Origin of the sequence: Rhizobium gallicum bv. gallicum R602sp, assembly GCF_000816845.1 — a bacterium.
GTDB lineage: Bacteria > Pseudomonadota > Alphaproteobacteria > Rhizobiales > Rhizobiaceae > Rhizobium > Rhizobium gallicum.
In genome coordinates, this window is sequence record NZ_CP006878.1 from 85,540 (window position 1) to 105,235 (window position 19,696).

The following is a 19,696-nucleotide window of genomic DNA, read 5'->3' on the forward strand; positions in this document are numbered from 1 at the left end:
CAATGACGGCATCGCTGGGGTCAGATCCTCGCGACGCCTCCCATCGACATCTAAGGATTACCACATGACCGAACTCGAAATTAGACCGCTCGGAAAAAGCAAAGTGCAGGTGACTTCGCTGGGGCTTGGCACTGTGCCGCTCTCTGGCTTCAACGCGGATGTCTCCTATGACGAATTCGAAGCAACGATCCTCGCCGGGTACGCGGCCGGAATCCGCTACTTCGATTGCGCGCCGATGTACGGCTTTGGCAAGTCGGAGCATTATCTTGGCCATGCCCTCCGGGCGAACAAGCTGCGCGAAAACGTGGTGGTGAGCACAAAGGTCGGTCGCGTATTGAAGCCCGCCAGCAGGACGAAGAAGCTTGAGACCGTCTACGGCATAGAGTGGATCGACCCGCTTCCGTTTCTCGACACCTACGACTACACATATGACGGCGTGATGCGCGCATTCGAAGATAGCCAACAGCGCCTCGGCCTAGACTATATTGACGTTCTTCTCGTGCATGACGTTGGTCGGGCATGGCACGGCGACCAAAGCGAGTTCTACTGGAATCAGCTGCGGGCCTCAGGTTACAAGGCACTGGACGAACTTCGCTCCAGCGGAGCCGTTTCGGCCATTGGTTTGGGTGTCAACGAGACCGAGTCCGTCGTGGGTGTCGCCCGTGAATTTCCGATCGACTGCTCGTTGATCGCGGGCCGCTACACCCTTTTGAACCATGCCCCGCTTGAGGCCGCGTTCGACGAGTTGCTCCAGCGGAACGTCTCCGTGATCGCCGGCGGGATCTTCAATTCCGGGATCCTGGCGACCGGCATAAGCGGTCCTGCGGCCACTTACGATTACGGCAAGGTTCCTGCGGCCGTCGTGGAAAAGGTCAACGCCATCGAGAGCATTTGTTCGAGATATGCGGTGAGCTTGCCTGCAGCGGCGATGCAATTCGTCTATGCGCATCCGGCAGTGGCGACGCTGGTCATGGGGGCAAAAAGCGCATCCGAAGTCGATCAGAACGTCAAGGCGATCAACGAGACAATACCCGCTGCATTTTGGGACGCTTTGATTGAAGCGAACCTTCTTCCGTCGAATGCTCCGCTGCCGATGGCTGCACGATGATGGCGAGCGGAGGCACCGTTTTCGGCGGCTTCCGCTGTGAAGCGCTCGTGGGCTCGGTTCCATCGCCGGATGCACGCGCATGCCTCGAGGCGCTCGTCAGGACATATGGCGAGCTCCTCGCGATCTATTCCTTCATGCATATGGCATTGAAGGAGAAGAGCATGCGCCTCTTGATGGGCGAACTCGCCGATCGCGCCTCAGAGATAAAGCGATCCGTCCGTCACTCGCTCGCGGGCTCACCCGTTCTCGCGGGGCAGGGCCACGCACTCTCCCATCTTGGACGGGCAGATCGCCTGCTTGTCGAGGCGGAGGAGCACCTGCAGCGCGGTGTCTTGGTTTCGAATGCGGCCCTGCTGGGGTTGCTTTCAAACGCGGCGATCGAGCTGAAACGATCGGCCGCCATCTTAGGCACGTCGACCTTCGACACGACAGCATGCTGTGGAGGGTCCCTTGGACATGGGGAGGAAGACCATGGGAACGCATTCGATCTGGGTGCTTGAATACTCTCGAAGCCCAGTGCACCCAGTCAGCGGGGTTTTTTACGGCGCCCATAATCAGGGCACGATGAACCTGCCGTTCGCATACATTCTCATCAAGACAGGAGATGCAGTCGTTCTGGTTGATGCCGGTCACGACGCCGCCGATTTCGGAGGCCAGATCGCCAATTCGATTGGCGTTACCGGTTGGACGCCTCCGGAAATCGTTCTCGGGGAATGCGGGATCAGGCCCCAGGACGTCACGCATGTCATCCTCACGCACGCGCACTTCGATCACATTGGCGGCCTAAAGTTCTTCCCAAATGCTAAGATTTTCATTCAGAAGAAAGAATTGGAATCCTGGATGTGGATTCTGGCAAAGGGTCGGCGCTTCCGTTCATTGCAGGCCGGACTGAATCCGGCGGATATCTGACCCGGGCAAACATCGAAGGCCGCCTGGAACTGGTGGAGGGAGAGCGGGAAAACCTGGTGCCAGGCGTTCATGTCTATCCGGCATTCGACACCCATACCGCAGGATCGCAATATGTGGTGGTGGAGACCGGCGGTGGAGACGGCAAGTTTATCCTGTCCGGCGACGTCATCTACACCTACAGCAACCTCACGGGTGAGGACGCCACCGATCCCTGCTTTGTGCCGCCGGGCCTTGCCAATGGCAGCCAGTCACGTCTGATCGAGTCCGCCGAGGAGATGCTCAAAATCGTTGGTATGAACGAACGACGAATTGTTCCCATGCACGAGGAGCAGCTGTCAAAAATCTATCCGTCGCGCCTGACGGCTCGCCAGCTCATGCTCGTGGAGATTTGTGTGGCCGACGGAGACGTATCAAGAGTTTGATCGATTTGAAGCAGCGCGAACGCTAAGCTCCATCGTTCACAATCGTCCTCCCAAGGCGATAAGCAGAGAAAAGGCCGGGTGTCAGCGACTCCGGCCTTTTCCAAACACCTTGCCCGCAGCGGTGATCTGCGCGGTGAAGAAGCCCTATATTCCCGCTTTGATGACGGCCCGGTAGTCCGCGATGTTTGCCATGGAGGACAAGGCCTCCATCTTCCGTGCGCGGCTGACGCGCGGGACCATTCTCCATGGCGATGACATTTGCGCTTGAACCTCCAACCCATCCTGTTTCGTTAGAAAATGAGCGCCTTCGGCCATGCATGGAGCGGTGCAATCGCGCCATCATGCGTCTTCACGTGTCCCATCATGCCAGCAGCGTCAGGGGCGTTGTCGAATAGAGCAACACAAACTAACGAAAAATGATGTTTGCATGTGATTTGTAGCGTCGGATCTTGATGTTAAAGGATCGGATTAGTGCGCCGGAGGACTAGAATATGAAGAGAGATGATCGGAGGCAGGCCATTATGGACCTGTTGGTCGCGCAGAGGGTGGTGGATCTGGACGACCTATCCGATCGGTTCGCTGTATCCAAGATGACCATCCACCGGGATCTGGATGATCTTGAGCAGGCAGGGATGCTTCGCAAGGTCCGTGGCGGGGCAACGATCGAGGCAGGAGGCCATTTCGAAAGCGATTTCCGGTTTCGCCAGCAGCAGGAGGGCGAGGCCAAGCGCCGGATGGCCGAGGCCGCCCTTGAACTCGTCGAGCCCGGCATGACGGTGATGGTCAACGACGGATCTATGGCGTCGGTGCTCGGGGAATTGCTGCCACAGAGGAGGCCGCTGACGGTGATCACCAACAATGCGGCGGTCATCGATCGGCTCAAGACGGAATCAGGGATCAACCTGATTGCAGTCGGTGGACGCTATTCGATGAAGTTCAATGGTTTTTTCGGCGTCGTCGCCGAACAGGCACTGTCGCGTCTCAGCGCCGACATCGCCTTTATCTCAACGCCGGCAGTTTCTGGATTGCGCGTCTACCATATGGATGATGACGTTGTCCGCTCGAAGCGAGCGATGATTGCAAGCGCCGCGCGCCGCTGCCTGCTCTTAAACCATAAGCGCTTCAATCATACTGCTCTTCATGTCCTGGCCACCATTGACGAGTTCGAAGTTATCATCACCGACCAGGAGCCGTCAGTCGACATCCGCGCGGCTTTGGAAGGATCCAATGTGCAGCTTAGAGTGGCATCGCAGGAGAGGAAGTGAATATGGCCAACGATCCTTCGGGTAGTTGCCGCGCAAGGCGGCACCTGTCCCCGAATCTCAAGTTGGGCCCTTGATGGGGGAGCCCTTCCACAATCTTCTCCTGTGGGCGTCTCCTATGGACGTTCAACGCGATATCTCAGATGGACGGAGCCGAGGCCAGCGGCTTCGGCGCTGATAAACGTGAGCCTCGCCCCGCCGGCAAGCCCATCCTCGCCGCCCTCAAATATGGCCGGTGTATTCGACTTGCCTCCGATCGCAGGGAAGATGACTAGGCTGACCTCGTCAACAAGACCCGCATTCAAGAAATGGCCATTGGTTCGCGCCCCGCCTTCCAGCATCAAGCGCTTCACACCGAATTCGGTGCCGAGAACATCGAGCGAGTTTTTCAGATCGACGCCATCTTTCTCCGAGACGATATAGGAAACGCCAGCTTGGGTGAGGCCCGCCAGGTAAGCATCATCCACGTCAGATCCTGTCAGGACGACAAGGTGAGCTCCCTCAATGTCGCTCTTGTCCCAGCGTAGCCGACCGTCCTTATCCACGATGACAGCGAACTCCCCGGCGTCCGGGTTGGCGATAGAGATCGGTCGCGCGGCCGTGCCGGTTGCTTGATAGGGGCGGTCGACGGCGTCCGCGAACTCTTCTCCCGTCGCTCTTCCCGAAAGCCAGGCGTCGGCGCCGATCTTCTCATGCAGGCCGTCATAGATCTTCACGAGCTCATCGACCGAATGGCCGGTTGCCTCGGCCCAATCATTGACGATCAATCGGCCATCCAGCGGCGACATCATGTGACAGATTACATAGGGTCTGGGCATTGGATTACTCTCCTCTACAAACATTTCACCGTCAGTGGCCTGCCTTCAACCAGGCTGCGAATTTATCCATCCAGTCGGGGTGCCAGCGTGAAAGCGCCGGCCGGTTCAGGATCATGTCGTCGGCCGCCCAGCGGATCCGTCTGGCGTCTATCTCCGGCGTAACCGCGTTATCAGGACAAATGATGTAAAAATCTTCGTCGAGCAGACGGGCCAGGAAGTATTCCACCAGCTGTTCGGCGGTCCATGCCTCATCGGGCTTGATAGCGCCCTGCGGCTTGAGTGCGATGTTCATGGGCGTCCACGTGTAGCCCGGGACGAGGAGATGAGCCGATACACGACCTCCCGTCTCCTTCAAAAGCTCGTGCGACAGCTGTTCGGTCAGCACCTTGACAGCTGCCTTAGCCACCGAATAGACGGCATTGCCTGGAGGAGTTGTAATTCCTTCCTTGGAGCCGAGGTTGACGACCGCCGAGGGTCGGGCTGCCTTGATCATGTAGGGCACGAAGACGTGTTGTGCGGCTAAAACACCTCCGAAGTTTACATCGATCTGGCGTCGCCACTTTGCAGGATCATCCCAGGGGCCGGCTCCTTGCGTAATGCCCGCGTTGTTTACAAGGATGGCCACGTCGCCAAACCGAGAGGCTGTTTCGTCCTGCAACCTCTTCAGTGCCGATATGTCCGAGACGTCGCCGCTCACAACCAGAGTGTCCGTATCGAGTGACGAGGTAACATCCTCAAGTGCGTCGGCGTCGAGATCCAGCAATGCGAGCTTCATGCCGCGGTCCGCGAGAGCCCTCGCGATTGCCAAGCCGATGCCCTTCGCTGCTCCCGTGATGACCGCAACGCGGCCAGGAGCAACGATGCTGTTCATTCTCTCGCTCATCTTTGTCTTTCCCGTCATTGGACGTCACCGCTGGAAGGTGGGCCGGACACGCCGTCGCGTGGATTTTCTCGGCCGACGGCACCATCGCAAGAAGTGCATCAGCGATACACGGGTGCTTGTGTGCTCGGACCATATCTGCTGGCTGCGAACGACAGCTCAACCTCCTAACAACATAGGGCACTCCGCCGACCACTTGAAGTGAGCTGGATCGCACGCACCGATGAGCCGTGCTCACTCTTGGGTGCCTTCGTGACGTCGGGAGTGCCTCGTCAATTTGGCTACGGACGCGACCAAAAGGTCCCTTACTTCTGGTGTCTGCCAGATCGGTGGTTGATTTTTATTCACCGCCCCGATCGATTTTGCTCATGTAACCAACCGGCTCCACGGGCATTAGGTCACCAGCGCCTCGAGGCGATCGTGGTGCTGATAAAACCAAAGGAGTGAAATCATGACTGGTAATAAACCACTCGCAATGGTCACGGGCGGCTCATCTGGAATAGGCTTCGAGCTTGCCAAACAATTCGCCAAGAATGGATTTGACGTCGCTATTTCAGGCTCAAGCGACAAGGTAAACAAGGCCGCCGATGCGCTACGGAGCCTTGATGCCGAAGCATATCCGTTCAAAGCGGATGCCTCGACATACGATGGCGTCGAGGGGTTCTGGACCTTCACGCAGGGGCTGGGGCGCCCACTGGAAGCCGCGGCTCTGAACGTTGGTATCGGTATCGGCGGCGCCTTCGTCGATAACGATCTCGAGGATGAGTTTCGCCTGCTTGCGATCAATGTGACCGGGACCGTCCATATGGCCAAACGCGTCGTCCAACATATGGTCAAGAACGGCCGCGGCAGGATCCTCATCACCTCCTCGGTTTCGGCGACCCTGCCCACGCCATACGAAACCGTCTACGGCCCGTCGAAGGCATTCGGTTACATGTTCGCGGAATCTCTGCGCGAGGAGTTGCGCTCGACCGGGGTCACGGTGACGGCACTCCTTCCGGGCGCCACCAACAGCGACTTCCACGCGAACGCTGGGATGGACGATACTAAGCTCGGTGGCCAGCAGAAAAACGACAAGACGCTCGTCGCCAAGCAGGGCTTCGAGGCCCTCATGAACGACATCGACCATGTCGTCGGCGGAGACCAGAAAACCAAGCGGCAGGTGTTGGAAAACCGGACAACCCCGGAGCCTGTTAAAGCCGCCCGGCAAGCCGAACTGACCCAACCGCAGTGAAGGAGCACATCATGGCACATCTGAAAGACAAGGTCGCAATCGTCACGGGAGCTTCCTCGGGCATTGGAGCAGCGACCGCCAGAGGATTGGCGGAAAAAGGTGCGCGCGTCGTCCTTGCCGGCCGCAATGAGGAACGCCTCAGTCAGATTGTCGAAGACATCGCCGGTTCCGGAGGTATTGCCAGCTACAAGGTTGCCGATGCCACGGATTTTGAGAGTACCAAGGCCCTCGTCCCGTTCGCCACGACGACGTACGGCCCGGTCGATATATTGGTCAACAATGCGGGCCTCATGCTCTTTTCCTATTGGAAGGATGCCGCGGTCGGCGATTGGAACAAGATGATCGATACCAACCTGCGTGGCTATCTGCATGCGATCGCCGCCGTGCTGCCGTCGATGTTGGAGCGCCGGTCCGGCCGCATCCTGAATATGAGCTCTATCGCCGGCGTTCATGTCGGCGAGGCGGCAGGCGTTTATGGAGCCACGAAGTTCTTCATACGCGGTATCACCGAAAGCCTCAGAAAGGAGGTGGGCGTGGGAAGTGGGATCCAGGTGTCTATGATCAGCCCTGGCGTGATCGATACCGGCTGGGCCGACAAGGTTCATGACGAGACGGGCAGAAAGATCGCCGGAGAGCTCAACAAGCAGGGTATTCCGCCGTCGTCGGTGGCTGAAGCCGTGGTCTATGCACTAGATCAGCCCCCGGAGATCACGATCAACGACATTGTCGTCCATCCAACCCGGCAGGACTGGTAGCCGGCGTTTTCGAAAGCTCAGAACTTGAACCTCCGGGACTGTCAGGCCGCCCGCGCGGAGGTGGTATCCGTTCCAACCGGTGCCGTCTCTCGTGGCTGTGGACAAGATGATCTTCATTGCATGACCATCTAATCCCGGAGGTCTCATTATTCAGCGACCCGGCCCATCTCCCGTCGTCGCTCCCAGGATCCAACATGGATCATTTGAGGTCAAATTTTTGACTGCTTCCTTGGTCATCACATACCAAAGACAGGGCCAGTTGAATAAGGATCGAAGACGCCAGCCGCCTGAAGCAAGGTCGGCGTCGGCGAGAACGATCTTATTCAGTACAAGTGCGAGTATCCATCACTCATGGTATCGACGCGGGCCGATCTGGCCGACCTTGAAACTTTCGTCGCGATCGCGCGGGCGGGGGGGTTCCGAAAGGCCGCCGCGCTTCGCGGCGTTTCCGGGTCTGCCCTCAGCCACTCGATCAGGGGTTTGGAGGCCCGTCTGGGCGTCCGTCTGTTTCATCGGACAAGCAGGAGTATCAGTCTCACCGCCGCCGGCGAAGTACTGCTTGCCGAACTGGAGCCCCGTTTCCTCGGCATTCAAGCTGCGATGGATCTCCTGGACAGTTTCAGGAGCGGGCCCACGGGCAGAGTGAGAGTGACCACGCTGCGTGACGCCGCCGAGCTGTTGATCGCTCCTCGACTGCACAGTTTTCGCAAGAACTACCCAGATGTCGAGGTCGAGGTCAGCGTCGAGGACCGCTTTATCGATATGGTCGCCGAAGGTTTTGACGCGGGCATCCGTTATGGGGGAACAGTTCCCGAGGGGATGATCGCGTCGCGTCTGACATCCGAACTCGAATGGATCGTGGTCGGTTCTCCGGCCTATCTCAACGAACGAGGGCGGCCCGCGCGGCCGGAAGATCTCTTGACGCACGAGTGCATTCGGATCCGAACCGGTACAGACCACGTCTGCAAATGGGAACTTGGCGACGGAGACCGCATGGTTACCCTAGACGTCCCTGGACTGCTCACGCTCGGAGATTCGGAACTATCCATCCGCATGGCGCAGGAGGGAGGCGGTCTCTTTTATTGCCTGCGGGCCCGGGTCGAGGACAAACTTGCGGCCGGTTTGCTCGAAGTCGTGCTGCCGGACTGGTCCTCTACTGGGCCGGGTTTTCATGCATACTACGTTTCGCACCGACAGGTGCCGTCCGCCCTCCGGACGTTTCTCGACCACCTTAAGGCGCCGCTTCCGGACGATTGAAATGACGGCTCGACGGGAAAATCTCAGCGGGCGGAAGTTCGAGTTCCGATAGAAAGTGGCTGCTTGCACCCAGCCTCAGAACGCCTCGAAGCTCTCGATCGCTATGACGGGAACAAGTTTGCTAAGCCAGACGCTACTTGAGTTGTTGTACCGGCGGTGCGAGACCCGCTCTAAATTTACAGCAGACGCCTACAGGGTAGTGGAAACTCGCCGAGGTCCATTCTTGCCTCCGCCTGCGCTTCAAACATAACGAATTCAGATGAAAAAAGCTCATCTATTTTATGAAATATTGCGTTTGAATTAGGAGCTGAAAGCGGAGATGGTTCATTGCGTGGAGGGCATCTGAACCTAGATCGCCTTAGCGCGTAAGATGAGACGCAATACGGTTTACGAGGTCGCCGGACTATGTTCGGCGAGGGAAGAAGTATTGCTCAGATGCTGTATTGGGAGGAGGGCCGAATGAGTTTCCCCGCTGGAAAAACTGTAGATAAACGCGACAATTCTATTCTTGCTGGTCTCGAGCCGGCGATCTTCTTCGGTTTTTTCGAAGAGCTAAGCGCCATCCCGCGCGGTTCTTACAGCGAGAAGCAGGTTAGCGATCACATCGCCGATTTTGCCCGGGCGCGCGGCTTCGAGGTTTACCAGGACGAGATCTACAATCTCCTCATTAAGAAGCCGGGCACGCCCGGCTACGAAAACTCTCCGACCGTCATTCTTCACGGGCATACCGACATCGTCTGCGAGAGCGATGAGGGTGTTGACCACGACTTTAAAAACGAAGGCATCAAACTTCAGGTTATCGGCGATTTCATCCATGGTACGGGGACAACCCTTGGGGCGGACAACACCGTTGGTGTGGCCTTCGCAATGTCGTTGCTGGCATCCGACGATGTCCCACATCCGCCGCTTGAAGTCGTCCTGACGGTTCAAGAAGAAGTCGGCAAGGGCGGCGCGCAACACTTCGACGGCACAAAGCTTAGCGGTAAGCGCCTTCTCGACATGAACTGGCACGATCCCAAGTCGCTGTTCGCCGGCTGCGCGGGCGATATTTCAGTGCGATTTAAGATTCCGGTTCAGTGGGAACCGCGCGTTTCGGAGCAGACCGCCCTTTCGCTGCGGATCTCCGGCCTGAGCAGCGGTCATTCCGAATTTGACATCCATCTTGAACGCGCTAACGCGATCGTCCAGCTCGGACGGCTGCTTCGGATTGTCATCCGGGACACTGGTGCCAGGGTAGCCGAAGTCAAGGGTGGCGTGAACCGTTACGTTATCCCGGGTGAGGCGGAGGCGATCATTTCGATCGATGCCTCGCGGATCGTCGATCTCAGACAGAGAATTGAAGCGGAAGCGGCTTCGATTGCGCTTGAGTACAATGCAAGCGATCCCAACCTCAAGGTCACAGTCAGCGAGTCGGGGAGACAGTTTACTCAAGTCTTCTCGGCTCAGTCCGCCCGGGCGCTGGTCGATGCCCTGAACCTTCTTCCCAACGGCGTCCAGAGCAAGAGCCTTCAGGTCGAGGGCCTCGTTGAGAGCTCCAACACCGTGGCGCTGCTTTCAAGCGATGAAGAGGCCATCGAAATCGTCAATACGGTTCCAAGCGCCGTTAGCTCCCGTCGCTACAACATTGTCGACAAAATTAGGCAGCTGTCGGAACTCATCGGCAACGGCGCGAGCGTGGAGACATTCGCGGATTGCCCGGAATGGCCATACAATCCTCATTCGCGAATGCTTAACGCCGCCAAAGCCGCTTACGAGCGTGAGTTCGGCGAGCAGCCACATGTAGAAGTCTCTCACTCCAGTCTCGAGCTCGGCCTTTTCCGAAAGAAGGTTCTTGACATTGACATGCTGTCGATCGGACCGGAAGCGTTCGACGTCCACACCACGCGCGAGCGCCTCAACCACACGACAGTCGATTTGACCTGGCGGCTTCTCAAGTCGCTGCTCCGCGAACTCCGGACCTAAGGTATTGAAATGCCAAAACTGCCAAGCTACTTCGGCAATTTTCCACATCCGCCCAGCGAAAAGAAGCCTGTCCATCTGACGCGCGATAGCTACAAGATGTTCATCTATACGGGGACGAAGCCGTATTCTAGCGACCTCAACTACCTGCTCGCCAGCACGGACCAGCAGACGACCGGCATCTATCAGCTCGCGCCGGGAAGCAACTTCGACCCGGCGGACATTCACGCGGGTGACGAGGTGTACTATGTCCTCGAAGGTGTCGTGCATCTCCTAAACCCCGAAACCGGGCAGACCGAGGAACTCGGACCCGGTGACGCGGTGCTTATCCCCAAGGGCGCTCCGCATCGCGGCTATAACTTCAGCGACAAGGCTGCAGTTATCCTGTTTTGCATCGCACCCCGTATCTGGGACGAGAATGGCCCTCCGACCGGTTATGACGGGCCGACGCGTCTCTATAAGCACGAAGGGAGAGCGTGATGAGCCTTGAGAAACTCGGAACTTATCCGGTAGACGGCGCACAGGCGCGCAAGAGGGGCGACCTGGTGAAGGTCGCAAAAAGCGATCGTCTGCACATCGTCTCCGGCCGCGATCATCCCGTTCTTGTCCAGTTCTGCGTCAGCAACGATTACATGCACGTCGGAGAGCTAACTATCCCCGTGGGTGGCGTTGGACCGCGCGCGAGCGAACCCGACAGCCATGAAGGGGACGCAGTCTTCTACATCCTGCAAGGCCCCGCGACCTTCTATTTGGCGGATACCGACGAAACCTTTCACATCCGTGACGGCGAGTCTTTCTTCCTGCCGGGCGGCATCAGCTACCAGTGCCTAAACTACGGCTCTAACCCGATCCGGGTGGTCTTCACGATCGCACCGGGACTTTAAGCCGAAAATTTGAATCTCAGTTTGCCAAGTTTCGCCGCGGACCCGTTCCGCGGATGGGAAAGCTTTGTCTTGTCACCACCAGGGAGGATCATGTGACAATTTTTAGACGGACGTTAATCTTCGGTGCTGCTCTCGGGCTCACCGCTTCGCTTTCCTTCAGCCCAGCGCTTGCACAGCAGGCGGACTATTCGAAGGTGTTTCCTGGCATCTTGATGGACAAGGACATTAAGCCCACAGGCCAGGAAGTGAAACCTGTTAAAAAGGATAACCGCCCGCTCAAGGTCGGTTTCCTGCCGACGGCGATGGACACCTACTATCAGCGTGTTCTAGCCGGCGTGAAAGAAGAAATCGACAAGCGCGGTGGCGACGGCGCTATCCAGCTTCTCGTGCAGGCTCCGAGCAGCCAGTCTGCCACGGACGACCAGATCAGAACAATGGAAGCCTGGATCAACGACGGTGTCGATGCGATCGCGGTTGCCCTATACAACGAAGGCGCATTGCTCCCCTCGATCCGGCGCGCGACCGAGGCGGGCATTCCGATCTTCCTCTTCAACTCACCCGTCGCCGATAATCCATATTATGTCAGCGATATTGGCTACGACCAGAGTGACGGCGGTCGTGCGCAGGCGCAGTGGCTGGTTGACACCTATGGCGACAAGGAAGTCAAGCTCGGGATACTGGAGGGCCTGCCCGGTCCGCATACGAGCCAGCGCATGAAGGGCTTCAACGAGATCATCTCGAAGCATCCCAACTTCAAAATCGTCGCTCAGCAGCCGGCTGGCTGGGTTCGTGCCCAGGGCCTGTCGGTGACCGAAAACATGTTTACCGCCAACCCCGACATCGAAGTCCTCGTCGCGCTCTACGACGAGATGGCCCTTGGCGGTCTGCAGGCCCTCAAGGCTAAGGGGCTGAACGGCAAGGTGGCGATCGTCGGCTACGAAAATATGAAGGAAGCCAACGACGCGATCCTCACCGGCGACTTTGCAGCAACGGTCGACACCGGGGCCAAGGAAGAAGGTCGCAACATCATTCGAGCGGTGGATGAGTTCGCGATGAAGGGCAACGCCCTGCCGAAGAAGATCTTCGTGGCGCCCAAAACCTACGATGCGAAGAACATCAAGACCTTCGATCAGAACGACTACGTCTACGTTCAGCAGAAGTAGACGTGACAATACGCGGCCCTGCCTTGCGCGGGGCCGTCCACTAAAAAAGGGCGACCTGAATGACAAACGCTCCGCTGCTCGAGATGAAAGGCATCGCCAAACGCTTCGGCAACACGAAGGCGCTTGATGGCATCGACCTCGTACTCAAACCCGGCGAGGTTCTCGGCCTGGTTGGCGAGAACGGCGCAGGCAAGTCGACGCTGATGAAAATCCTCTCCGGTGCATATGCACGCGACGAAGGCACCATTGCTGTCAGAGGTAAGGTGGTCGATCTGAACAATCCCAAAGACGGGTCCAGGGCAGGCATCGCGATCATCTACCAGGAACTGAGCCTGTTTCCGGACTTTGATGCCGCCGAAAACATATTCGCTGGCAGGGAGCTGCGCCGCGGGCGCTCAAGTGCATCGCCGCTTGACCATTCGGCCATGCGGGCAGCCGCCTCGCGTATCCTGAAGGGCGAGTTAGGCGTGGACGTGCCTCTCGACAGGCCAGTTCGAGAGCTCAGCCTCTCGCATCGGCAGATGATCGAGATCGCCAAAGCCATCAGCAGCAATGCCGATATCATCATCATGGACGAGCCGACCGAAGCGCTCGAGGAGGTCGAACGCAAACAGCTGTTCGCCATCATCAAGAAGCTTCAGCAGGCAGGCAAAGCTCTCATATATGTGTCTCACCGAATCCAGGAACTCCTCGGCATCGTCAGCCGCGTGATGGTCCTGCGCGATGGCAGCACGGTCGCGGACCTGCCCGTATCGGACCTCGACGTAGACAAGGTCGTCGGTGCGATGATCGGCGGGTCTCTCGCAAAACAATTTCCTCCCCGCGTCCCGGCAAGGTCCGAACCCTCGTTGGACGTTCGCGGTTTGACGAAAAGGGGTGTCTTCGAAGACATCACCTTCTCCGTAGCCAAGGGTGAAATCCTCGGCGTCACGGGCCTGGAAGGATCAGGCAAGAGCGCGCTTCTGCGGGCGATCTTCGGGCAGATTCCTCATGATACCGGCTCGATTCTGATCGAGGGAAAGCAAGCGGCAATTACGGACCCGACTGACGCTATTCGTCAACACGTCGCCTTCTTGCCCGCTGAACGTAAAACCGAGGGGATTTTCCCACAACATAATGTCGGCTGGAACCTCTCGATCGCCAACCTTCGAACGCTCGGCAAAATCACGTTGATGCCGAAAAAGGAGCGCGAGATTGCCTCCGGCTACATCTCGAAGCTCGGCGTGAAATGCGATGGCGCCGCTGCCGACATCACATCGCTGAGCGGCGGTAACCAGCAAAAAGTCATGCTTGCTCGCTGGCTGCTCACCCAGCCAAAGGTGCTAATGCTTGAGGAGCCAACGCGTGGCGTCGACGTGCGTGCCAAAGCCGAGGTCTACACCCTCATTCAGGCTGCTGCGAAAGACGGCTGTGCTGTCATCGTGGTGTCCGCCGACAACGCGGAACTGCTTGGACTGTGTCACCGGGTCGCGGTCATGTTCGAAGGACGGATCTCGGCGGTCGTCGATGCGGCGACCTCCAAGGAAGAAACACTTGCTCTTCATTCGGTAAGGCCGCCGCAAGGCCATCATCTTCAGGGAGGTACCCATGGCTGATATTGCTGCTACACGCCCGCGCTCGCCCCTTACGCTCGCTCGCAGCGGCGGCAATGCCGGCGTTTACCTGGCCTTCGTCGTTCTTCTGGTGGCGCTCGGCTTTGCCGCTCCGCGGTTTTTCACCTTCGGCAACCTGACTGACGTTCTTCGTCAGGCTGTACCCATTGCCGTGATCGCATTTGGAGCAACCTTTGTGATCGGGATGCGGGGCATTGACCTCTCCGTCGGTTCGACACTCGCTCTCAGCGGTCTTGTGACCGCAAACCTGATTGTGCTTGGCTATCCCGTTCCCCTGGCATGCGCAGGGGGGATTGCGGTCGGTGCGGTGATCGGACTGGTGAATGGCATCCTGATCACCAAGGTCGGTATCACCGACTTTATCGCCACGATGGCCATCATGGTCATCAGCCGCGGTATCGTGATGGTCTACACTCAGGGTATTCCAATCGTGGGCGCCTCCGACCCCGCCTTCCGAATGATCGGCCAGAGCTATGTCGGCGGTGTTCCCGTTCCGGTCATTCTGACCGCCATCGTCTTCGCGATCGCCTTCTACCTTCTCTATTACACGCGTTTCGGCCGTTTCGTTCTCTCGATCGGCAGCAATCCGGACGCTGCCCGGCTGGTCGGCATCCCCACGGACAAGATCAAGATCGCCGTTTACGTACTGGTCGGGGTATTGTCGGCCTTCGCGGGCGTTCTGCTCACCTCGCGCCTTGAAGCCGCCATGCCTGAAGCCGGCCAGGGGTACGAGCTAGATGTCATCGCCGCCGTCGTTATCGGCGGAACGGGTTTGTCCGGCGGACGCGCCACTCTCTTTGGAACTGCCGTGGGTGCCGTTTTGATGGCGGTCGTCCGCAACGGGCTCAACCTGCTCAACGTGAACACCTTCTGGCACCAGGTCGTCATCGGCACGATCATCCTGATCGCCGTGGCAGCCGATCGTTTCAGTCGCCGCCAAAAGGCCTGAGGAGACGATGATGAAATATTCCGAGTTCCGCAAGTCCGTCCTTGATGCAAACGCCGCACTCTACGATAGCGGCCTTGTCATCTCGACGTTCGGAAACGTCAGCGCTATCGACCGCGAGAAGGGCGTTGTCGCCATCAAGCCGAGTGGCGTTTCCTACAGTGCAATGCAGGTCGCAGACATCGTTGTAACCGACCTCGACGGCAATATCCTAGAGGGCACGCTGCGGCCATCGTCTGATCTCGATACGCACCTGGAACTCTACAAGAGCTTCAAGTCCATCGGTGCCGTGGTCCACACGCACTCGTTCTTCGCGACGGTGTGGGCCCAATCCGGCCGAGGAATTCCTGCCATGGGAACGACCCATGCGGACTATTTCAACGGTACGATCCCCGTCACTCGCAAGCTGCGCGACGACGAAATCAAAGACGGTTACGTTCGCAACACGGGCAAGGTCATCATCGAGGCACTCGGAAACAATGACCCGCTCTCCGTCCCCGCAGCCCTGGTTAACGATCACGGTCCCTTCTGCTGGGGCACGGACGCAGCCGACGCCGTTCATAACGCGGAGATGCTCGAGGCTGTCGCCAAGATTGCCTTCCACTCCCGGCAGCTGAACCAGGACGATCCAGAAATTTCCGGCGCGTTGCTGGACCGCCACTATCAACGCAAGCACGGCCAGTCGTCGACCTACGGCCAGCCAGACGGTTCCAAGTAGGGTTTATCATGTCGATTGTAGCAGGTGTTGATTTCGGAACTTTGAGCGTGCGGGTAACGCTGGCTGATTCTGAGAAGGGCTCCCTTGGAACCTGCGTCGCGGAATATCCTCTCGAGCGGCGGCGTTCCGATCCCGACCTGGCAACCCAGTCCCACTTCGATCATATGGAAGCGCTTGTGCTCGCCATGAATCGAGTAACCGTTAAATGTGGCGTAGATTCCAAGGCAGTCCGTGCGATTGCGGTCGACACGACGGGGTCCTCGGTGTTGCCTGTCGACGAAAATATGCAGCCTCTTGGGGACTACTACCTCTGGTGTGATCACCGCGCCAAAGCCGAAGCCGAAGAAATAACGGCCATGGCGCACGATATGCATATCGAGGCAATTGAATGGTGCGGGGGGACCTATTCCCACGAATGGGGCTTTGCCAAGCTTCTCCACTGGATGCGCCACAACCCCGACCAGCGCGAACGCTTCGGGACCGCCGTGGAACATTGCGACATGGCTGCCGCGGTCCTCACTGGGGTGACCGACACGGCTCGCATGGTGCGCAGCGTCTGCGCCATGGGACACAAGTGGATGTGGAACCCGAAATGGGGTGGCTTGCCCTCGCAGGCTTTCTTGTCCCGCGTCGATCCGCTTTTCGACGGCGTGCGCGAGAAGATTGGCGGAACATATCAGACTTCTGCTTCGATCGCAGGTGGGCTCAGCACATACTGGGGCGAACGACTCGGCCTAACCCCCGGGATCCCAGTTCCCACGGGTGCGTTTGATGCCCATTGGGATGCAATTGGCGCTGGCTGCCGTCTGGGGGACGTCGTCAATGTCATCGGTACGTCGACCTGTATCATTGCCGTGAGTGAACGTGTGAGACTCATCCCTGGTGTTTGCGGCGTCGTCCCAGGGAGTGCCCATCCAGACCTTGTAGGAGTTGAGGCGGGCCTGTCTGCGACCGGCGACCTGTTCGATGCAATTGCACGACGTGCGGGCACAACGGTATCCAAACTCGCTGAAGGCCTCGAAAGCATCGAAGGCGGAAAGACCGGTCTGATGCGTCTCCCCTGGGACAATGGGGACCGGACGGTTCTCGTCCGCTCTGATCTTGGTGGAATGACGCTTGGCTGGCATCTCGGCCATACCGCACAGGACGAACTGTACGCCGCGATTGAAGGAACGGCTTTCCACACACGGGTTATCCTGGAGCGGATGGAGCAACACGGCGTTCCGGTCAACCGCGTCATCAATGGGGGAGGTATCCCGCAAAGGAACGACATCCTCAATCAGATCTATGCCAATGTCATAGGCAAGCCGATATTGGTCCCTGACGGTATCCCGACGGGTCTCGGTTCGGGAATATTCGCCGCTCTTGCGTCCAAAGATCATGGATCGATCGAGAGCGCTCAGGCAGCTATGTGCGTGGGCTACAGAAAGTTTGAGCCCGATCCGAGCACGCGCGGACGTTATGAGACCCTCTACCAGCTGTTCAAGCAGGTCTATATGGGCTTTGGCACCTCAAGCCTCGGAGACTTCTCGCAAGTTCTCGGAGACATCAAGCGGATTGCTGCAGGTGAGAGTATTCGATCCGAGTTTGGCCACCGTTCCGCGCGGAAGATGGCATTGCTATGACCCGTTGCGCTCTTAGATCAGATTGCTATGGATCGAGGACGTTATGACGTCACTTCCATCCATTCGTGCAATACAGTCGTTTGTCGCAGCCGGCAGAAAGGCGTCATTTCTGGAGGCGGCTGCCCAATTACAGCTTACGCCGTCGGCGATCAGCCACCAGATCAGACTGATGGAAGAAGACCTTGGGGAAAAGCTCTTTCACCGCATTGGAAGAAACGTGTCTCTCACCGAGATTGGCGAGCGATACCACCGGGATCTTTCAGAAGCGCTTTCGATGATTGAGCAGGCGACCGATGAGGTTTGCCGGCGCAACAGCGTCGACGTCCTGAGCGTTGGCTGCGCTTCAAGCCTGGCTTCGCTATGGCTTATGCCAAGATTGCCTCGGTTCGAGGAGTTGTATCCCTCGATCGAAATCAGGCTTCTTTCGACATCGGACCCTGCAAAATTGTCCGATGGCTCGGTCGATGTCGATATCTGCTACGGTAGCGTTCCTCGACTGGGCTCTATCGCGGCGGAGGAGTTCCCCCTTGAGACAATCGTCGTAGCCTGCTCTCCCGAGGTCGCTAATGGCGAGCGGCCCATACGCAAGCCATCCGACCTGGTGGGCCATACCCTCATCAAATCGGAGCAGACGCTTTACAGCTGGCAGCAATGGGCGAAGGACCACGGCTTGGCGATTGACGTCAATCGCGGCTCTCGATTTCGCGACGCATTCATGGCGATCGCAACCGCTGTCGAAGGACGCGGCGTGTGCCTCGAGAGCTACCGGCTTCTTCAACGGGATGTGGAAAGAGGTAACCTCGTCCTTCCATTCGGAATGACGGGCCCCAACCTCCGTTGCCACACGCTCACATATGTCCGCTCGCGGCTCAGGTCGGAAAAGGTCAACGCGTTCAAGCAATGGCTGGAAAATGTATGGCTTGAAGACACTGCCTCGGCTGAAATGCGGGCGCGAGGCTGATCGAACCTCTGACGGGCAGCAAGATCGCCCGGCTCCTTTGAAACGCCGGGACAGCAATATGCGTGATGCCCAACCTTCGATCTTAGCCATGCCTCGCAATTTTTTCGAAGTTTTTCTGATTGCGAGGCAAGCGGCCACCGAGCGCGATATGCGCCATCTTCAGCCTTCATCACCGGTGTCTGCGCTGACGATTTCAAGGCCGCAGCTTTAGGAGCGCGTCGGATCCCTCTCCGGGCCACGCAATCGGCGACCTTAAAACTCCGCAAGTCTACGGCTGTCTAACGCGATGAGCCGATCCTCTGCACCCGCTTTTCGTCTCTTCTAATTGACTATACACACGAGCAGGCAAAGCTGTCGCGAAGGGATCAACTGAGACTGGCAGCTCTCAGACAATCTGGATTGATATTAAGAGCGAATGCCTCCATATGTAGAGAATGATTTAGCGCGGCGTGAGCCGATTACAGGTGTTGGCGGGCGATGCAGACGGACCTACAGATATCCAGACAGAGTGCGACTTTACGCGTAAAAGTTGAGGAGACTCTACGTCAGGCGATAGCCAGTGGGCGATTTAAGCCCGGCCAGCGACTGGTAGAGCGCGAACTTTGCGAAATGCTGGGCGTCGGCAGGACCTCGGTTCGCGAGGCCATGCGACAGCTCGAGGCTGAAGGCATCATCACAAGCTATCCCCATAAGGGACCGGTCGTCAGTACGATCACCTACGAGGAAGCGCAGCAACTCTATACTGTTCGGGCTCTTCTTGAAGGATTCGCGGGCCAGCAGTTCGCTGAGCATGGCACTGCCGCCGACATAGCAACACTTCAAGCCGCGGTGGTCGAATTCGAAGCCGCTGCCGAAAGTGGCGTCGGTGCGCGGCTCATAGATGCGAAAAACGCGTTTTACAACTGTTTGATGGACGGCAGCAAAAACGTGTTCGTAAGGCAAATGCTGACAGCTCTGCACAATCGGATCAATCTCCTTCGAATGACAACCATGACGCAACCGGGACGCCTTGCGCACAGCATTGCCGAAATCAAGGATATTGCGAACGCAATCCAGAATCGCAACGGGCCGTTGGCGGCGGCGGCTTGCAAATTCCATATTGACCAGGCTGCGAAGGTCGCACTTGAATACCTGCGGAAGAACGCAGCGCCAGAAACTTAAAATTTCGATTGACAGATTGTC

At 57.9% G+C, this 19,696-nt stretch carries 20 protein-coding genes and 1 pseudogene; 18 read left to right on the plus strand and 3 right to left on the minus strand.

Annotation, left to right across the window (positions count from 1 at the left end):
* Positions 1-64: 64 nt before the first annotated feature.
* From RGR602_RS20490 to RGR602_RS39260, 4 genes are read left to right on the plus strand one after another with little or no spacing between them, the layout of a single operon-like run.
* Complete coding sequence (locus tag RGR602_RS20490; protein WP_040113985.1) at positions 65-1,108, plus strand: aldo/keto reductase; 1,044 nt, start codon at positions 65-67, stop codon at positions 1,106-1,108.
* Complete coding sequence (locus tag RGR602_RS20495; RefSeq protein ID WP_223844043.1) at positions 1,105-1,608, plus strand: hypothetical protein; 504 nt, start codon at positions 1,105-1,107, stop codon at positions 1,606-1,608. The genes RGR602_RS20490 and RGR602_RS20495 overlap by 4 nt, the downstream gene beginning before the upstream one ends.
* Positions 1,580-2,017: an MBL fold metallo-hydrolase gene (locus RGR602_RS39255; protein WP_246703910.1), complete on the plus strand. Its 438-nt coding sequence runs from the start codon at positions 1,580-1,582 to the stop codon at positions 2,015-2,017. The genes RGR602_RS20495 and RGR602_RS39255 overlap by 29 nt, the downstream gene beginning before the upstream one ends.
* Positions 1,951-2,439: an MBL fold metallo-hydrolase gene (locus RGR602_RS39260; protein WP_267285103.1), complete on the plus strand. Its 489-nt coding sequence runs from the start codon at positions 1,951-1,953 to the stop codon at positions 2,437-2,439. The genes RGR602_RS39255 and RGR602_RS39260 overlap by 67 nt, the downstream gene beginning before the upstream one ends.
* Before the next feature lie 147 nt (positions 2,440-2,586).
* Here RGR602_RS39260 and RGR602_RS38535 read toward each other — a convergent pair.
* Positions 2,587-2,676 (minus strand): annotated as a pseudogene (locus tag RGR602_RS38535) (hypothetical protein); the annotation flags it as partial.
* Positions 2,677-2,930: 254 nt separating this feature from the next.
* Between RGR602_RS38535 and RGR602_RS20505 the strand changes: the two are divergent.
* Positions 2,931-3,704 carry a DeoR/GlpR family DNA-binding transcription regulator gene (locus RGR602_RS20505; protein WP_040113986.1) on the plus strand — a complete coding sequence of 258 codons (774 nt, stop codon included), beginning with the start codon at positions 2,931-2,933 and terminating at the stop codon, positions 3,702-3,704.
* Between the two features lie 113 nt (positions 3,705-3,817).
* On the opposite strand, the gene RGR602_RS20510 is transcribed toward RGR602_RS20505, so the two are convergent.
* The gene (locus RGR602_RS20510; RefSeq protein WP_040113987.1) at positions 3,818-4,519 is read right to left on the minus strand and encodes a RibD family protein; all 702 of its coding nucleotides are present in this window, start codon (positions 4,517-4,519) and stop codon (positions 3,818-3,820) included.
* 31 nt (positions 4,520-4,550) lie between these two features.
* On the minus strand, positions 4,551-5,402 hold the full coding sequence (locus RGR602_RS20515; protein ID WP_040113988.1) for an SDR family NAD(P)-dependent oxidoreductase: 852 nt from the start codon (positions 5,400-5,402) through the stop codon (positions 4,551-4,553).
* A gap of 448 nt (positions 5,403-5,850) precedes the next feature.
* On the opposite strand from RGR602_RS20515, the gene RGR602_RS20520 reads away from it, so the two are divergent.
* From RGR602_RS20520 to RGR602_RS20580, 13 genes are all read left to right on the plus strand, one after another.
* Positions 5,851-6,633, plus strand: coding sequence for an SDR family NAD(P)-dependent oxidoreductase (locus RGR602_RS20520; RefSeq protein WP_203226213.1), 783 nt, complete (start codon positions 5,851-5,853; stop codon positions 6,631-6,633).
* 11 nt (positions 6,634-6,644) lie between these two features.
* Positions 6,645-7,388 carry an SDR family oxidoreductase gene (locus RGR602_RS20525; RefSeq protein WP_004129750.1) on the plus strand — a complete coding sequence of 248 codons (744 nt, stop codon included), beginning with the start codon at positions 6,645-6,647 and terminating at the stop codon, positions 7,386-7,388.
* A gap of 351 nt (positions 7,389-7,739) precedes the next feature.
* Positions 7,740-8,645 carry a LysR family transcriptional regulator gene (locus tag RGR602_RS20530; protein ID WP_040113990.1) on the plus strand — a complete coding sequence of 302 codons (906 nt, stop codon included), beginning with the start codon at positions 7,740-7,742 and terminating at the stop codon, positions 8,643-8,645.
* A gap of 459 nt (positions 8,646-9,104) precedes the next feature.
* A complete protein-coding gene (locus RGR602_RS20535) occupies positions 9,105-10,607 on the plus strand; it encodes an aminoacyl-histidine dipeptidase (RefSeq protein ID WP_040113991.1) in 1,503 nt (500 codons plus the stop codon).
* A 9-nt stretch (positions 10,608-10,616) separates the two neighbouring features.
* Positions 10,617-11,084 (plus strand): cupin domain-containing protein, encoded by a 468-nt coding sequence (locus tag RGR602_RS20540; protein WP_004129736.1) that lies wholly within the window; start codon positions 10,617-10,619, stop codon positions 11,082-11,084.
* Positions 11,084-11,488 carry a cupin domain-containing protein gene (locus RGR602_RS20545; RefSeq protein ID WP_040113992.1) on the plus strand — a complete coding sequence of 135 codons (405 nt, stop codon included), beginning with the start codon at positions 11,084-11,086 and terminating at the stop codon, positions 11,486-11,488. The genes RGR602_RS20540 and RGR602_RS20545 overlap by 1 nt, the downstream gene beginning before the upstream one ends.
* A 92-nt stretch (positions 11,489-11,580) precedes the next feature.
* Positions 11,581-12,651, plus strand: coding sequence for a sugar ABC transporter substrate-binding protein (locus RGR602_RS20550; RefSeq protein ID WP_040113993.1), 1,071 nt, complete (start codon positions 11,581-11,583; stop codon positions 12,649-12,651).
* A 59-nt stretch (positions 12,652-12,710) separates the two neighbouring features.
* Positions 12,711-14,246 (plus strand): sugar ABC transporter ATP-binding protein, encoded by a 1,536-nt coding sequence (locus RGR602_RS20555; RefSeq protein WP_040113994.1) that lies wholly within the window; start codon positions 12,711-12,713, stop codon positions 14,244-14,246.
* Positions 14,239-15,213 carry an ABC transporter permease gene (locus RGR602_RS20560; protein ID WP_040113995.1) on the plus strand — a complete coding sequence of 325 codons (975 nt, stop codon included), beginning with the start codon at positions 14,239-14,241 and terminating at the stop codon, positions 15,211-15,213. Before RGR602_RS20555 ends, RGR602_RS20560 begins: the two co-directional genes overlap by 8 nt.
* A 10-nt stretch (positions 15,214-15,223) precedes the next feature.
* Entirely contained in the window at positions 15,224-15,928 is a 705-nt protein-coding gene (gene araD / locus RGR602_RS20565; protein WP_040114075.1) for an L-ribulose-5-phosphate 4-epimerase AraD, read from the plus strand.
* A gap of 8 nt (positions 15,929-15,936) precedes the next feature.
* Positions 15,937-17,553 carry a ribulokinase gene (locus tag RGR602_RS20570; protein ID WP_040113996.1) on the plus strand — a complete coding sequence of 539 codons (1,617 nt, stop codon included), beginning with the start codon at positions 15,937-15,939 and terminating at the stop codon, positions 17,551-17,553.
* A gap of 43 nt (positions 17,554-17,596) precedes the next feature.
* On the plus strand, positions 17,597-18,514 hold the full coding sequence (locus RGR602_RS20575) for a LysR substrate-binding domain-containing protein (protein WP_040113997.1): 918 nt from the start codon (positions 17,597-17,599) through the stop codon (positions 18,512-18,514).
* A 477-nt stretch (positions 18,515-18,991) separates the two neighbouring features.
* The gene (locus RGR602_RS20580; protein ID WP_040113998.1) at positions 18,992-19,675 is read left to right on the plus strand and encodes a GntR family transcriptional regulator; all 684 of its coding nucleotides are present in this window, start codon (positions 18,992-18,994) and stop codon (positions 19,673-19,675) included.
* The last annotated feature ends 21 nt before the right edge of the window (positions 19,676-19,696 follow it).